Genomic DNA, 16,362 nt, shown 5'->3' on the forward strand with positions numbered 1-16,362 from the left:
ATTTTATTTACAATTTACATTTTTTGCGGGATTTTACGTTTTTCTGTTTTGAGAAGGTTTTTTCCGCTCGTAGGCGGGATGATAAATAATAAAAAGCCCGCGGTCGAACGATCGCGGGTTTGACTTTAAATTATTTTGTATTAACTAAGCCCAGTTTTCAGCCTTGAGTTCGCGGCCCCAGATTTCCTTGACCACGTCTTCGACCTTGCGGTTTTCGAACAACATCTGATAAACGGCTTCGACAATCGGCATTTCAACGCCAAGCTTCTTCGCAAGAGCGCGCGTACTACGGCAAGTCGGGACACCTTCGGCAATCATCTTCATGCCAGCAAGCACCTGTTCGAGCGTTTCGCCCTTACCAATGTGTTCGCCCACGTAGCGGTTACGGCTGTGCTGGGAAAGGCAAGTCACGATGAGGTCGCCCATGCCGGCGAGACCTGCAAACGTTTCGGGCTTTGCACCGAGAGCCTTGCCCAAGCGGCACATTTCAGCCTGACCACGCGTAAGGATGGCAGCGCGGGTATTGTCACCAATCTTGAACTTGCCACTAGCTTCGAGGCCATAGAGCACGCCGGAAGCAATTGCAATCACGTTCTTCACGGAACCGCAGAGTTCCACACCGACAATATCAGTCGAAGTATAGACGCGGAGGTAAGAGCAGCTCATTGCCTGCTGTACAACCTTTGCAGAGTCTTCGTTCACGCAAGCAGCGACAATAGCGGTGAGCACGTGGCGGCTCACTTCTTCGGCATGAGACGGACCGCTAAAGGCAACCATCTTGTCTTCGGTCAGCCAAGGCACCTTTTCGAGGATGACTTCGCTCATGAGCTGGTCAGTGCCTTCGAGAATACCCTTTGTGGCGCAAACGACAATCGGTTCCTTGCCCTTTGCAGGGGTCCAAGAGCCAAGATTTGCGGCAACACCAGCCATAAACTGAGACGGAACAACGATAAGGACCATGTCACAGCCTTCAAGAGCAGCGTGCATGTCGGTCGTGTACTTAAAATCAGCCGGGAAAATAACGCCAGGAAGCTTATCCTTGTACTGGTGTTCGGTGGAGAGAAGGTCAACTTCTGCTTGGGAATTGGTCCAAAAAGTGAGTTCGTTCTTGTTTTCGTAAACAACTTGACCGAGGGTCAGGCCCCAGCCACCGGTACCTAAAACTGTAACTTTCATAATATCGTTCCTTAGTCAATGGTCATTAGTCATTGGTCAATAGTTAATGGTTCGTAGGCAATGCTCAACATTGCCAAAAATCATTGCCGCATATAATCTACAATATTTAAATGTGTCTAGTCACATTCAATCGAGAAATTTACTGGATTCCAGAAAGGTAATCCTAGAATGGTGACCCCGGACTCCGTTCCGGGGTGACATGCATGAACAAAAGGATTCTTCCTACCGTCTACTTCCTACTTTTTTCGCTTAGAGCCAAAGCCGTTCTCGGTGCCGTTGAGGAGGCGCTTGATGTTCGACTTGTGCTTCACAATGACGAACACGGCGACAATCACGGCGAGAATCATCTGGCCAAGGTTGATGCTTTCGAAGTAGTATTCTGGGCAGACATAGCCAAAGATGGAAAGAGCACCGAGAAGACCGCACCCGAAGATGCTACCGACGGAGACGTACTTCGTGGTGACCGTGAGGATAATCCAGAGGGCAAATGCGCAAAGAACCGTCAAGGGCGAAATCGCAAGGAACACGCCAAGTGCAGCAAGCACGCCCTTACCACCGCGGAAGCCTGCAAAGCAGGTGAAGCTGTGGCCGAGAATCACGAGGAGACCTGCAACAAGCGGGACCCATGCGCTGTAATCAGCGCCGCCAGCAGCGACCTGAGCTTCGCACATCTTTTGAGCGATAAACGGTCCAAAGAAGCCCTTCAAAAGATCCATGAACACGACCGGGAGAGCAGGCTTCCAGCCGAGCACGCGGAATGTATTCGTGAGGCCCGCATTCTTGGAGCCGTAATCACGAATGTCAAAGTCCTTACCTTTCGCGAGTTTTGCGATCCATATGGCGCTGGGGATCGACCCCAGCAAGTACGCTATTGGAAGACTCAGTAAACTGTTCAAGTTCTTCATCCTTTCTGAGGGTTAACTTTCTATCGAAATTCAGGCGGAGCGGAGCGCCCTGCAACTGGAATTCGTCATAAAACTTTTTGAGCAAGTAGCGCTTGTACGATTCGTCGACAAGTTCCGGCGTGCGGGTTTCGATGTCGATGACCGGCGGTTCCACCATGATCTGGCAGGCACGGGTAAGCATGACGACACGGCCGTTGTGGCTCGGAGGAGCTTTTTCCTGCAAGAAATTCGCAAAGCTTTCGGCAACGCGGTCACGGCCAAGCACACGGCGGCAGTTGGCATAGACGGTCTGGATAGCCTGAATCACGCGACCTACGCGCTGGCCTTCCTTGGCACTGATCGAAAGAATCGGTACAAATTCAAGCATCGGTTCGCGTTCGAGGAGTTCCTTGACCATGTGATCAAAAGACTTGTCGTTCTTGTTCGGGAGGATATCCCACTTGTTCAACACGACGACGAGGCCCTTGCCCGCCTTGCGGATTTCCGTGATGATGCGGTAGTCCTGGATTTCCATGCCGCGCGTGCAATCGACGACGAGCACAGACAAGTCAGAACGGCGGATGCTTTCGAGCGTACGCATGTTGCTGAAGACTTCCACTTCGTCTTCGACGCGAGCCTTTTTGCGGAGGCCTGCGGTATCGGTAACGACAAACTTTTGTCCGTCAACGACAAAGTCACAGTCGATAGAGTCGCGGGTTGTACCCGGGATGTCGGAGACCACAGCGCGGTCTTCGTTCAACAGGCGGTTGAGGAGCGTACTCTTGCCTGCGTTCGGGCGGCCGAGAATGGCAAAACGCACCGGGCGTTCTTCGCGGCGTTCGCCACGCACCGGAGTCGGGAGCACGGAGACCACTTCGTCCAAGAGCGAGAGGCAAGCGTAGCCGGTCAAGGCACTGACGGTACGCGGCTGACCAAAGCCGAGTTTGAGGAATTCGTAGCTTTCCTGGCGGTCGCCCTGCAATTCGCTCTTGTTTGCGACGAGGATAACCTTCTTGTCGAGCTTGCGGATGAGACGCGCAAACTGCTGGTCGAGCTTGGTGATGCCCACGCGGATATCGACCATGAAAAGCACGAGGTCGGCTTCGTTCACGGCGTTAAAAATCTGGGCGCGGACGCTGTCCGCCAAGACGTCAATAGAATCATCGGGCAAGAATCCACCCGTATCGACGACTGTAAATTCGTGACCCTTGTAAATCGCATTCTGGTAATGACGGTCGCGGGTAACACCATCGCGGTCGCTCACCACGGCGGCACGACGGCCAAGAATGCGGTTGAAGAGGGAGGACTTTCCGACGTTCGGACGTCCAATTATGCAAACAATAGGTAATTTCATCGGGCACAAATATAGAAATTGTGTCTAGGGGGCGTTTAGACTAAAGACCAGCGACTAATGACCAATGACTAACAACCAATAACAAACATCTTTTTTCATTCTTTCTCGCAAGAATAATATATCTTTGTAGTGTATTATTTAGAGTTTTTCCCCACAGGTGGGAAGGACATACGAGGTTACTTTGGCTTCCATAAACGGAAAGACGGAAACTCTTTGCATATTCGGGCATCCGGTTGCACACAGCAAATCGCCCGCCATGCACAACGCCCTTTTTGACGCCCTTGGCATCAATGCGGCTTATCTCCCCTACGCACCCGAACCCGAAAATTTTGCCAAAGCTATTGAAGGCTTCAAGGCGATGAAGTTTCGCGGAGCAAATGTCACCATTCCCTACAAGACGGAATTTTTCAATGCAGACGGAACAGCCCGCCTGGTCGATGAACTTTCGGAAATTTCGAAATTCACCGGCAGCGTGAACACGCTGTACTGGAAGGACGGCATTGTCGGTGGGACGCTCTGCGGGACGACGACGGACCCATACGGCTGCGTGCGAAATCTCGAGGAGAATGGCGTAAATCCGTCTAACAAGAAGATTGCGCTCCTCGGAAACGGTGGCGCCGCCCAGTCGATTGCGTTTACGCTTGTGGAACAAGGAAACGAGCTTACTATTGTTTGCCGCACCAAGGAAAAAGGCGAAGCACTTGCGGGTTCTTTGAACAAGTTTTTCCAGTCCGGCAATGCTGGCGATAAGAATTTCAAGACCGTTCAAGTCACGACATTTGGTGAATTTGCAAATATTTCCGCAAACTTTGACATCATCATCAATGCGACCTCGGTCGGCATGAGCCCAAACATCGATGCTTCCCCCATTACAGACGAATGCCTGCACAATGGTCAGGTTGTCTGCGACATTGTCTACACGCCGCCTCACACCAAGCTTTTGCAGATGGCAGAAGCTAAAGGTTGCAAGATTGTAACTGGCGAAGGCATGCTCGTACACCAAGGCCTCGAAAGCTTTAAAAAGTGGTTCCCGAAGGAAACCGAAAACAAAACAAACGAAGAACTTACTGCGATTATGCGCAAAGGAATGCAGGGCTAAAATGAAGAAGCATCTCTACTTTACCGGATTCATGGCCAGCGGCAAGAGCCGTACAGGTCGCGCCCTCGCAGACCGCCTCGGACGCCCGTTTGTCGATACAGATAACGTCATTGTAGAACGAGCAGGCAAGTCCATTAGCGAAATTTTTGAACAAGAAGGCGAAGCCGCATTCCGCAAGATGGAACGCGACGTGATTGCCGAAATTGCACAGAGCGAAAAGCCTCTCGTCGTTTCTCTTGGCGGTGGCGCTCTCACGCAGGCAGAAAACTTGAAAGTCATCCGCGAAAACGGAACGATTATCCGCTTGTGGGCAAAGCCCGAAGTGCTTTCGGAACGCATTGGCCGCAAGAACACGCGACCGCTCCTCGCGAACCTCTCGGACGAAGAACGCCTCGAAAAGATCAAGCAGATGCTGAAAGACCGCGAAAAGAATTACGCCAATGCGGACTTTAGCGTCGAAAGTTCCAACGACTATTCCGAAACGCACGTCACGGAACGCATCATGCACATGCTCAAGTTCTGGGAAAGCCATGCACTTGACGTGCACCCGAGTGAAGGTGGCCGCTACCCGATTTTCATCGGCAAAAACATTGTGCCGGATGCAGCAATTATGCTTGAAGGCTTACGCCTTGCTCCGACTTATGAATTCTTGATTTGCACGGACACAACGATTGCCAAGGAACAGAACACGAAGCTTTCGGAACTCCGCGGCCAGGCAGGCCGTTGCCCGATTTTCAAGTTCCAGGCCGGCGAAGGCCACAAGACGCTCCACAACTTGAACCAGCTTTACAGTTTCATGTTGCACCGCGGTTACACCCGCAAGAGCTGCCTTTTGCAGTTCAGCGGCGGTGTCGTAGGTGACATGGCTGGCTTTGGTGCCGCCACGTACCAGCGCGGCATTCCGTTTGTGCAGTTCCCGACAACGCTTTTGTCCATGGTCGACAGTTCCGTGGGTGGGAAGGTCGCCGTGAACCATGCCGAAGGCAAGAACATGATTGGCGCATTCTACCAGCCGAAAGCGGTTGTCTGCGACATTTCTGTGCTGAACACGCTCCCCCCAACCGAATACTTAGCAGGTCTTGCCGAAATCGTCAAGTATGGCGTGATTTACGATGAAGAATTCTTCACCTACCTTGAAAATAACGTCGAAAAGATCAAGGCTCACGACTTTGACGTGTTGAAGCACATGATTTTCCGCAGTTGCCAAATCAAGGCCGAAGTGGTCGGTATCGACGAAAAGGAAGCAGGTCTCCGCGCCATTCTCAATTACGGCCACACGTTCGGACACGCGATTGAAAAACTTACGCATTACGAGCTTTACAGCCATGGTATCGCCGTTTCCTTGGGCATGCGAGTAGCTGCACGCGCTGCCGTGCTCCTCGGAAAGCTCTCGAAAGAAGATGAACAACGTCAAAACAAGTTGCTCGACGATCTCGGATTCCCGAAGACATACAACACGGATGTCGAAGCGGCTTGGGCTGCAATGGCTGTCGACAAGAAGGCTGAAAAAGGCACAAGAGTTTATATTTTGCCTACAAAGATCGGAAAGGTCGAAAAAGTTTGTAATATTGATAAGGGTATTATTGCAGATGCCTGGAAAGCCATCCAGGCAAGTGAGGTTTAGATGAGTATATTGGTTACCGGGGGAACGGGATCACTTGGGTACAGTATTCTATCTAACTTAAGCGGCACCAATCACGAGCTGTACAGCTTCAGTGATGAACTTCCGCAGCCGTGGCAAAAGGTCGAAGGAGTACAGTACCTGACCGGTGATTTGCTGGACTTCAGGAATGTGCTGGAAATGATTCAGAAAGTTTCCCCGACGCACATTTACCATCTGGCAAGCCAATCCTCTGTGGGGCTCAGCTACAAGAAGCCTTACGAAACGCTCAACATCAACTTGTTGGGTACACAAACGCTCCTCGAAGCGGTGCGACAGGTTGTGCCGAAGGCAAAAGTCTTGCTCCTCAGCAGTAGCGAAATCTATGGCAGGACGGAACAGCAACTGACTTACCTGCACAAGGAAACTGACCCTCCTAACCCGCTCACTCCGTATGCCACATCCAAGGCATGCATGGAAATTTTGGGAAACCAGTTCCGCAATGCAAATGGGCTCCACATCGTGTTTGCACGTCCGTTCCATTTTACGGGTCCGCATCACAGCCGCCGCTTTGTAATCCCTTCCATCGCCTACCAGTTGGTGAAGATAAAGTATTACGGAGCAGAACCGGTCATTTATTCGGGAAGCCTCGACGTAAGCCGTGACGTGGTTGACGTGCGTGACGTTGCCCGCGCTGCCATCCAGATTTTGAACACCGCCGAATCCGGCGAAGCGTTCAACATTTGCTGTGGAAAGTCCTACACGTTCCGTGAACTCGTGGAAATGCTCGTGGACATCTCCGGCGTGAGCGTGGACTTCCGTTTTGACCCGGGTTACGACCGTTGCAATGACATTCCACTCTTGATTGGCGACCCCACCAAGATCATGAATCTCGGCTGGAAACCCATGATTTGCATGGAAGATTGCCTCTCGGATTTGTTCAACGAAATGGTGGTCCGCCGCCGCGTAGAACTCAAGATGGGCATGGGTCGCGACTTGCGTCTGTAACTTGTTCCATTTATCGGCAATTCATTCCGCAATAACCGCCGTTTAGCGAATTTCTACAACAAAGCTGTTCCACATGAACAGCTTTTTTTTATTTTTTCGAGTATGAGATTACAAATAAAAAATATTGCTTTGGGGATTTGTGCCCTGTTTGCTTTGTCTGCGACAACACACGCCGCAGAAGTTGTTGGCCCGCAGGGTGGCGATAGAGCCCTCACTGTTAGCGACTTTATGCCTCACAATCCCATTTCCAAGGAATTTAACGAAACCTGGAGTTACCAGTTCGTATTCGACAACGGCACACGAGCTTTTGTAAACTACTCCCTCCTTAACGTGCCCGGTTCCGGTCGTAAAATCGGCTGCGACTTGAACTTCTGGAATTTCAAGGGAAAGACCTACTCTGTTGGCCGCCAATACCCGCCAGAACGTCTCGTTGCAAGCAAGGAAAAGGCAACCATCGATATCAAGGGCGAATACAAGCTCGAGAACAAGCCGGGTAAAGGCCATCGCGTTCTTTATAGCGCCGACAAGGGCGGAAAATTCCTCCTCGACGTGACATTCGAAAGCGCAGTCCAGGGCATGGTCCCGGGAAATGGAGTCTGGACTTACGGCAAGGAAAAGATGGGGCAGTTCATCCACATTCCTTACGGACGCGTTACGGGTAAAATCGCCTACAACGAAGACACTTTGACAGTCAAGGGTTACGCCTACATGGACCAGATCTGGCAAACCGCACAGGCAACAGATATGGCAGCCCGCACCATCAATTTTAGCACAAGCGACAAATCCCCGATGCACGCAGGCCGCATCACCCTCACAAAAGATGGTAAGTTGATGGGTTACGCCTTATACAACGGACCGCAGGGCATGAAGGTAGCCATCCCGACAAAAGTCAAGGAAGGTGGCTCCGAATACAACGGCAAAAAATTCCCGACAACAACGCTCTCATTTGAATGGAAGAACGGCGTCCCGGCTATGGTGTTCCCCGTGAACAAGGTTTTGCAAAAGGCATCGCTTTTGGATAAGATTGACGGCTGGTTTGCAAAGAAGGCTATGAAGATTGCCGCAGGTGGCGAAGTTTTGTTCTACCGCGGTAGAAGCCAGAACGGACTGGGCAAGAAAATTGACTGGGCTATTACAGGGGTCAAGGACTAATGACGAAGTTTAGACCGTGCATTGACTTGCACGATGGCAAGGTAAAGCAGATCGTCGGCAGTTCACTCTCCGACAGCGGAGCGGGACTCAAGACAAATTTTGAAACAGACAGATCATCCGCATGGTTTGCCGAACTCTACAAGAAAGACGGCATCAAGGGCGGACACGTGATTATGCTTGGCAAGGGAAACGAGAGCGCGGCAAAGGACGCGCTTTCGGCGTATCCAGGGGGCATGCAAGTTGGCGGTGGCATCAACGCCCAGAACGCTTTGGAGTACATCCAGGCAGGCGCTTCGCACGTGATTGTGACGAGCTGGATTTTTCCGGATGGAAAGCTCGACCGTACACGCCTTGACGAGCTTGTAAAGACTGTCGGCAAGGAACACCTGATTTTGGACTTGAGCTGCAAGCGCACTGGCATGGTCGATGGCAAACCGCAGTGGAAGATTGCCACTAACCGCTGGCAGACGATTATCGATATCGAAATCAACAAGGAAACGCTCGAAGACCTCGCCAAGAGCTGTGATGAATTCTTGGTTCACGCAGCCGATGTCGAAGGCAAGCAGCAAGGCATGGACGACGAACTCATCAAGTTCCTCGCCGAGAATAGCCCGATTCCTGTGACGTATGCAGGTGGTGCAAAATCGCTTGAAGACCTGATTCATTGCAAAGAAATTTCGAATGGCAAGATTGACCTTACCATTGGTAGTGCTTTAGACTTGTTCGGTGGCAAAGGAGTGAAGTATGACGACTGCGTCAAGTTCAACAAAGCTCAAGGCTAGCGACAAGCTCGATTCTCGCCCGGCCATCTTTGGTCGAAAGGTCACGAGCACCTTCCGCAAGATTTTCTCATTTGACCACAGACCACCCGGAAACATCCGCACTTGTTGGATCCCGCCTCTGGTGTTTTTTACGCCGATTATAAACTTGCCGAAGCTCTTAAAGTTGCGTTTTTATTTGAAGAAAGAACGCCAAAAGAGAGACCCGGACGATGTGCGCATTTTGTTTTACTCGGACAATCTGGACGAGACAAACGGCATCGCGAACAACTTGAGAAACGTGATTCCGTACATGCGTGCACACGGCATGAAGGCTTACCTCGCCGGTAGCGCATTCAACACGCGCCCATGCGGTGTGATTGAAAACAGCTACTGCATTTTGTTACCGCGTTTGTTCAGCATGGAACAGCTCGGGTACGCGAACAGCGAACTTGCCATTCCGCGCATTTCACCGGCATTGCGATTGCTCAAGCGCTACCCCATTGACATGATTGAACTTGAGACTCCGAGCCCTGGCGCTTGGGTCGTTTGCCTATGTGCATGGATTGCAGGCATCAAGGTCTTTAGCCACTACCGCACCGACGTGCCGACTTACGCCAAAACGCTTGTAAAAGCGAAGTGGATGCACACGTACGTGCTCTGGCTCATGCGCATTTTCTACTGGATGGCACGCCCGGTCATTAGCCCTTGCGATGACTATGCAGACATTCTGCAAAAGGACTTGAAGGTCCCTGCAAACCAGGTGCAGATTCTCCCCCGCGGACTCCCGCTCGATCGTTTCTCGCCAACATTGCGCGGTAAAGGCGCTTGGGAAAAGTTCGGCAGCGACCGCACCAAGAGGCCCGTGCGATTTGCATTTATCGGTAGAATTTCCAAAGAAAAGAATCTGGAATTTTTGAACTCCGTGTGGAGCAAGTTCTCAGCCAAGCACGACGACGTGGAACTCATGTACGTGGGCTACGGTTGGTATCTCGATGAAATCAAGAAGCAGTTCAAAGACAATCCGAGTGTTTGCTTTGCAGGCGAACAGGGCGGCGAGATGCTCGCAAGCCTTTATGCGGATGCGGACTTTTTCTTGTTCCCAAGCACAACGGACACGTTCGGAAACGTTGTCGTAGAAGCGATGTCTACAGGCACACCCGCAATTGTAAGCAATTACGGCGGTCCGCACGACATTGTGCAGGACGACAGCTGCGGACGCATTTTGCCGATTGATGAAGCAAAGTGGTTGGAAACGCTCGAAGAATGCCGAACCATCAAGCTTGAGAAGCCGGAACTCTACGAACAGATGCGCATCGACAGCCACAAGCGCAGCGAACGCTACACGCTTGCAAGCTCGACCAAGACGCAGTTCGAGTTCTTTAGAAAGCTCAAGCGGGAAGTGTACGGGATTTGAGCGCCGGAGGCGCAGTTACTAGTTAATAGTCAGTAGTTATTAGAATATCCTAATATAAAATTCTCTAATAACTCAGAGCTCTTAACTCATTTTTTGAAATGCACAAACCCACTATTGACTAAAGACCATTGACTAACAACAAATGACTCCTGATTCTTTGAAACGTTTGCGCGAATGGTTTAGGGCGAACGCGGCAGAATTGCCGTGGAGACCTGCGGACTTGGATGCGCCCCGTGATCCGTATGCGGTATGGATTAGCGAAACGATGTTGCAGCAAACGCAGGTTTCGACGGTCAGGGATTATTTTACGCGATGGATGAAGCGGTTTCCGGATGTGGAAACGCTAGCCCAGGCAGAAGAAGCCGAGGTGTTTAAGTACTGGCAGGGGCTTGGGTATTATAGCCGCGCTAGGAATATATTGAAGACGGCGAAAATGGTTTGCGGGGAAAATTTACTGGATTCCCTACGCTCCGCTTCGAGGATGACGGGAATGCGCAAGATGCCCGAGACGCGCAAGGAATTGGAAGCGTTGCCGGGAATTGGAGCGTACACGGCGGGCGCCATTTTAAGCCTCGCCTACCACCAGAGAGAAGCGATTCTGGACGGGAATCTCGTCAGGATTTTTAGCCGATTGTACGAGCTTGATTTTTTGCCGACGTCCCGGAACAGGGTCCGGGATGATAGAACGGGCATGACAGAAAAATCAGCCTCCGAGATTTATTGGGAATATGCGCGGGAGGTTGCGGATTCGCCAAAGGCGTATATGCACAACGAAGCGCTGATGGAGCTCGGGCGAACGGTCTGCAAAACGAAATCACCGCTCTGCGAAACATGCCCGCTCCATAAAGAATGCCGCGCATTCTTGGATGGCCGCACGGCTGAATTTCCTCCCGCTAAAAAACGCACTGAAAAAAGCTGGCATGGAACCGTACTCATTATCGAGAGTGCGGACGAAAAAATTTTAGCCGTAAACGGCGGGCAAAAATTCTTGGACAAGCAACTGGCGCTACCGCATTTTGAAAGTGCTCGCCATGCAACCGTTGCACTCCCCGCCAAAGCAGAAGATTACATCAACGCCGACGATGTCGAATCGTTAAAGCATTGCGGAACATTCCGCCATAGCATCACGGTGCATAAAATCGAATGCGATGTATTGCACGTGCAACTTTCAACAACAGCAAAAGCAACACACTTGCCAAAGCCAACAGCCAATAGTGACAAGCCGACCGCATTTGAATGGATTGAAAAAGCGAAAGCCTTGGAGACTTTCGCTAATTCATTCAGCTTAAAAGCACTAAAGAAATGTCTTTAGGAGATGCCTGCATCCTTCGACTTTGCTCAGGACAGGCTCCGGCAGGCATGACAGGTCGGAATAATTAGTGCTAGTTAAAAGTTCTTCTTTGCAGTGCAGAAGAATCGGATGCGGCTATGCCCGCCATTCGGTGCTTCTATAACTTCTTCACCTAAAGCTTGGATAATCGAGCCTGCTAAAGACATTCCCCATTTCGGGAAACGCTGTTCAAACGTAGCGTCCCAGAACCAGTCTCCCTTTACGACATACGGATTCCTGGTACGGAGATTCCACTCAGCATCACTTCTATAACGCAATGAATGTGAAATACGGAACGTCTTGTTAATAAGCCAATCCGCATTGAACGAAACATAAAATTCCGCAGGATTGACCTCAAAACGTTTTTCATCGCCGTCAATACGTTCAAAGCCCGTAAGCGCTGTAAAGTTGAAGAAATCTTTAAGCCAGAGCTTTAACCAAAATTCACCCGTTACGCCTTTAATCCATGAATTTATGCGAGAGACATCGCCATGACGGTACGTAAAGATTTTGTCTTTGACAAATGATTCTGCGTCAAAAGTTTCAGCACCATATTCAGCCCAAAAACTTCCACGAAGACCAAAGCCGAAGAAATTCGTCAGAGAATCTTCAAAACGGACGTAGCCTTGCAACAAGTTCATTCGACCCGCTGCAGTCAGTGAAATGGTATCGCCGTCGAAATATTCATGCGTATCGGCAATCGGATTCAAGCGCGTTCCGGCAATATTCTTGGCACCGACTGTAATATTCATTTTTTCGAGAGCAGGTATCAAATATTCAACGCTATCTTGAACAAGCCAATCTCTATCATTCACGCCAAACATCACATCGAACTTGAGGTTGTCCATCGGGCGAACGCCCATTTCAAGGAATGGCCACAAGACTCGATCGTCAGCAAGACCTGTATAAACAGTACCCTCATCATTAACAAAACGGAATGCAAGACCTGCAGAAAGCTGCAACATACCACGTTTACACGTTTCGCTACAGCTGTAGACAACAGAGCCGTTCACTTCTTTGCGTTCACCAGTTTCCTTCTTTCGTTTGTCCTGATATTCCGCATTTTCATAAACAAGCGTGGTCGAGAAATTACCGATTTCTGCACGTGCTTCAATTCTCGGCTTGTACTCCACAGGGATCCATCTGGAGCTTTCGGTAAAGATCCACAAGTATTCCTTGCCGGCGAGAATGGATGCATCTATAAAGTCATTCGTATAACCGATTCCACCATAAGCCGAACTGAAAAACGGCCAGTTTTCGCCAAAGAACGAGAACGATCCGTCAACTTGATCCATACGATATTTGCGTGCCGTATAGAAGGCATAATGGTCATCCTGGAATAGACGGAACGTCGCCCATAAGCCATGGAACAACGGCGTACGGAAACCGCCTTCCAAAATCGGAGTTCTATTAATGGGGCGATCTTCAGCATCCGTGAGGAAGTCATGATAAATTAAATCACCCAATTCATTACCCGTCTTCATCCAGAAGGATGGCGTAGCGATTGGAGTCCAGCTCGGCAAAACGGACATGCGATTAAAAAGCAGACGATAGCGCAACTTACGCGGAGTCCACAATTCACTTTCGGAATGAATTCCGCCTGCGCCAAGAGTGCGGTCAAAATAATATGTCGGACCCGCAATTAAGAACGTACCGTCATCGCGAGAAACAACTTCCATGCCTTCCATTTCGGCATCAACGGATGCGAAAGCGGAACAAGCGGATATTGCCAAAACAGAAAATATCTTATTTACAAAGGAGTTCATTACCAGATGCTCCTTTCAAGAGTGAGTCCAGCAGATAACATATTAGAGCGTTTGGGAAGAGTCCACAGCTGTTCCCATGATATGTGGAAACCCGCACTGTATTCTTTAAACTTAAACACAGGCAAACTAATCCTTGCATACCAGCCAAATTCAGTTTCGTTATCGGTCAAGGTTCCACCGCGTTTTTTATAATCCATTTTTTCGGTATCGGCACGAGTCCAGTTACAAGCGAAACCACCCCCAAGAATAACGGGACTGATAACATTCCATTTCCAATCCACACCGACACGTCCCATAAACTGGTGAACGCCATCATAGTAAATATCGGTATTCGGCTTGAAATACGTGTATTGGAACATCACGATTCCATCAACATTTTCCCAATAAGTGTAGCGGACACCGACACCGCCATACAAGGCATTTTTCACAGCATCCATCAAGCGCCCCATCGGGTAAATTTCGCCACCTTCGATGAACACGGACAAATGCGAGAACGAGATATCGTTTTCTACTGCGGCAGAGTCATTCGAAAATGGGAATGGATCTTCAGCATGTAAAAGCGATACCAAACTTAAAGCTAGAATCGTAATGAGTTTTTTCATTTTTTGTATTCCAAAGCTTGTGCGAAAAAGCCGTCGAGGCGGGAATCCTTGAGGCCTGGCAAAACGGGTTCGCCAACTTTCACAAATTCAGGATGAGCCTTGACGAAGCGTGCGATGACTCGCGTTGTTTCCGTCGGATCGGGGCTGCATGTGGCATACACGAGGCGCCCGCCAGGAGCGAGTGCGGCAGATGCGTTTTCGAGAATCTTGAACTGGAGTTCAGCAACTTCGTTGATGGATTCTGGAGTCATGCGGTAGACGGATTCCGGACGGCGAGCGATCACACCCATGTTGCTACACGGGACGTCGAGGAGAATTCTGTCGAATTTTGCTTCAGACGAGAGACGAGAGACGAGAGAGGAATGCTGCGGGGAGGTCGTGGGAGCTTGGGCTGGGGCAAGGTCGATGACTTCGGTCTTGATGTTTGTAAGGCCGAGGCGGTTCATCAGGTCTTGCATTTTTTCGAGGCGCGAGGCGGACGAATCGCTCGCGAGAAATTCGAGCGAACTATCCATTTCTGCCATGAGTGCAGTTTTGCCGCCGGGGGCGGCGCAAGCGTCCCAGACTTTCAAGCCGGGCTTCAAGTCGAGGAGTTTCACGACTTCGAATGCAGACGGATTCTGGAACGAGAATTCCCCCTTCACAAATTCCGGAAGCGCAAGCAAGAGCTTCACGCCCACGTCACGCGGGATTTCAATAAAGCGGTCGTAAAGAATCGAGGCGCCCGTAATGCCGATTTTTTCGGCAAGCACCGGAGCGCTCGTCTTTTGCAAGTTCACGCGAATCCATTCAGTTGGGCGCTCCAGCGTCGCCTTCGCCAAGGCTTCGGCGCGGTCGCCTCCGTACACATCGAACCAACGACGCACAAGCCATTCGGGAACGGAATTCTCGACACTCACGCGGCAAACGCGCTGCGGTGGAAGCGCAGGCTCGCCTTGACGGCGAGCAGTGCGAAGCACCGCGTTCACAAGACGCGCAGTACTCTCGCCAAGATTTGCAGACTTTGCAAGTTCCACGCTATCATTGATTGCAGCGTAATCCGGCACGTCCATAAAGAACATCTGGAAGAGGCCCATTTCAAGAATCACGCGGGCTTCGAGCGATGGCAATTTCTTCGTGAGCGACTTGACGAAATATTCAAGGTACAAGTGCCTGCGACAAACGCCCAAAGCAAGTTCCATCGCAAATGGAGAAAGTCCACTTTCCTTGATGAACGAGCCATCTTTTAGCCAAAGCAAAAGGACTCGATAGGCTTCTTCACGTTCCGTTAGCAAAATTGAAGTCCCTCGCGCTTTTGAATGCCACGCATAAAGTCTGCTACAGGCATCGGCTTTTTGCCTTCAGCCTGAATTTCAATCACTTCGAGAACGCCTTCACCAGTGCCAACAAAGAGTCGGTTGTCCTTAAATTCAACAACGCCCGGAGCAAGCTTCGGACCGTTTTCGGGAGTATCCGTCTGGCGCAAGTACACCATGCGACCACCGAGCTTTCCATAGCCACCCGGCCACGGATTGAAGGCGCGGATGCGATCGTGAATCGTGCGTGCCGGCAAATTGAAATCGATCAAGCCTTCTTCTTTCTTGATTTTCGGAGCACCACTTGCCTGAGCGTGGTCTTGCGTCAAATCCTTTTCGCAACCGTTCTTGAGCTGGTTCAAAGCATCGTCCAAGGCATCGCAACCCGGAGCGACCATCTTGTCGAGCAAGCTTGCGGTTGTGTCCTGATGGTCAATCACGACCGTGCGCTGTGCAAGAATCGGACCATGGTCCATCTTTTCGTCCAGGCGGAAAACAGTCACGCCCGTTTCCTTGAGGCCATCGGCAATGGCACGCTGCACCGGAGCGGCTCCGCGGTACTTCGGGAGCAAACTGCCGTGAACGTTCACGGCACCAAACTTCGTGATGCCCAAAATGTTCTTGGGCAAGATGGAATACGCCACGACGACATAGAGGTCGGCATCGTACTTGCGGAGGTCTGCTTCGAATTCAGGAGACTTCAAGTCCGTCGGCTGCAAGACCGGCAAATTGTGCTTGAGCGCAGCCTCTTTCACGGGCGGAGGCGTAAGTACGCGGCCACGGCCTGCCGGGCGATCGGGCTGTGTGACAACAGCTAAAACTTCGTTATCGGAAGCAACGAGGTGCTCCAAGAATTGAGCCGCAAACGCGGGCGTTCCCATAAATACAATTTTCATACCGCAAAATATAGCTATTGCAAAC

At 50.7% G+C, this 16,362-nt stretch carries 14 protein-coding genes; 7 read left to right on the forward strand and 7 right to left on the reverse strand.

Features of this window, described 5'->3' with window-relative positions; all coding sequences use genetic code 11:
- Positions 1 to 144 precede the first annotated feature (144 nt).
- The 3 genes from BUC30_RS02010 to der all read right to left on the reverse strand — a co-directional run bounded on the left by BUC30_RS02010 (position 145) and on the right by der (position 3,414).
- On the reverse strand, positions 145 to 1,176 hold the full coding sequence (locus BUC30_RS02010; RefSeq protein WP_073423294.1) for an NAD(P)H-dependent glycerol-3-phosphate dehydrogenase: 1,032 nt from the start codon (positions 1,174 to 1,176) through the stop codon (positions 145 to 147).
- A 236-nt stretch (positions 1,177 to 1,412) separates the two neighbouring features.
- Positions 1,413 to 2,039 (reverse strand): glycerol-3-phosphate 1-O-acyltransferase PlsY, encoded by a 627-nt coding sequence (gene plsY / locus BUC30_RS02015; RefSeq protein ID WP_049858427.1) that lies wholly within the window; start codon positions 2,037 to 2,039, stop codon positions 1,413 to 1,415.
- Positions 1,987 to 3,414: a ribosome biogenesis GTPase Der gene (der, locus tag BUC30_RS02020; RefSeq protein WP_014546886.1), complete on the reverse strand. Its 1,428-nt coding sequence runs from the start codon at positions 3,412 to 3,414 to the stop codon at positions 1,987 to 1,989. The genes plsY and der overlap by 53 nt, the downstream gene beginning before the upstream one ends.
- 181 nt (positions 3,415 to 3,595) lie before the next feature.
- Between der and aroE the strand changes: the two genes are divergently transcribed.
- From aroE to BUC30_RS02055, 7 genes are all read left to right on the forward strand, one after another.
- The gene (aroE, locus tag BUC30_RS02025) at positions 3,596 to 4,513 is read left to right on the forward strand and encodes a shikimate dehydrogenase (RefSeq protein WP_073423295.1); all 918 of its coding nucleotides are present in this window, start codon (positions 3,596 to 3,598) and stop codon (positions 4,511 to 4,513) included.
- 1 nt (position 4,514) lies between these two features.
- Complete coding sequence (aroB, locus tag BUC30_RS02030) at positions 4,515 to 6,137, forward strand: 3-dehydroquinate synthase (RefSeq protein WP_073423296.1); 1,623 nt, start codon at positions 4,515 to 4,517, stop codon at positions 6,135 to 6,137.
- A complete protein-coding gene (locus BUC30_RS02035) occupies positions 6,138 to 7,121 on the forward strand; it encodes a GDP-mannose 4,6-dehydratase (protein WP_014546883.1) in 984 nt (327 codons plus the stop codon).
- Between the two features lie 102 nt (positions 7,122 to 7,223).
- Entirely contained in the window at positions 7,224 to 8,273 is a 1,050-nt protein-coding gene (locus BUC30_RS02040; protein WP_073423297.1) for a hypothetical protein, read from the forward strand.
- Positions 8,273 to 9,055, forward strand: a complete 783-nt coding sequence (gene hisA, locus BUC30_RS02045) for a phosphoribosylformimino-5-aminoimidazole carboxamide ribotide isomerase (RefSeq protein WP_073423298.1) — start codon at positions 8,273 to 8,275, stop codon at positions 9,053 to 9,055. The genes BUC30_RS02040 and hisA overlap by 1 nt, the downstream gene beginning before the upstream one ends.
- A complete protein-coding gene (locus BUC30_RS02050) occupies positions 9,018 to 10,448 on the forward strand; it encodes a glycosyltransferase (protein WP_073423299.1) in 1,431 nt (476 codons plus the stop codon). The genes hisA and BUC30_RS02050 overlap by 38 nt, the downstream gene beginning before the upstream one ends.
- A gap of 142 nt (positions 10,449 to 10,590) precedes the next feature.
- Entirely contained in the window at positions 10,591 to 11,760 is a 1,170-nt protein-coding gene (locus BUC30_RS02055) for an A/G-specific adenine glycosylase (protein ID WP_073423300.1), read from the forward strand.
- Between the two features lie 74 nt (positions 11,761 to 11,834).
- Here BUC30_RS02055 and BUC30_RS02060 read toward each other — a convergent pair whose 3' ends face one another.
- From BUC30_RS02060 to fmt, 4 genes are read right to left on the reverse strand one after another with little or no spacing between them, the layout of a single operon-like run.
- A complete protein-coding gene (locus BUC30_RS02060; protein WP_073423301.1) occupies positions 11,835 to 13,544 on the reverse strand; it encodes a hypothetical protein in 1,710 nt (569 codons plus the stop codon).
- On the reverse strand, positions 13,544 to 14,146 hold the full coding sequence (locus BUC30_RS02065; RefSeq protein ID WP_073423302.1) for a hypothetical protein: 603 nt from the start codon (positions 14,144 to 14,146) through the stop codon (positions 13,544 to 13,546). Before BUC30_RS02065 ends, BUC30_RS02060 begins: the two co-directional genes overlap by 1 nt.
- Positions 14,143 to 15,420, reverse strand: a complete 1,278-nt coding sequence (locus BUC30_RS02070) for a transcription antitermination factor NusB (protein ID WP_073423303.1) — start codon at positions 15,418 to 15,420, stop codon at positions 14,143 to 14,145. The genes BUC30_RS02065 and BUC30_RS02070 overlap by 4 nt, the downstream gene beginning before the upstream one ends.
- On the reverse strand, positions 15,414 to 16,337 hold the full coding sequence (gene fmt / locus BUC30_RS02075; protein WP_073423904.1) for a methionyl-tRNA formyltransferase: 924 nt from the start codon (positions 16,335 to 16,337) through the stop codon (positions 15,414 to 15,416). The genes BUC30_RS02070 and fmt overlap by 7 nt, the downstream gene beginning before the upstream one ends.
- Positions 16,338 to 16,362: the final 25 nt, after the last annotated feature.

This window comes from Fibrobacter sp. UWB7, assembly GCF_900142945.1.
Taxonomy (GTDB): Bacteria; Fibrobacterota; Fibrobacteria; order Fibrobacterales; family Fibrobacteraceae; genus Fibrobacter.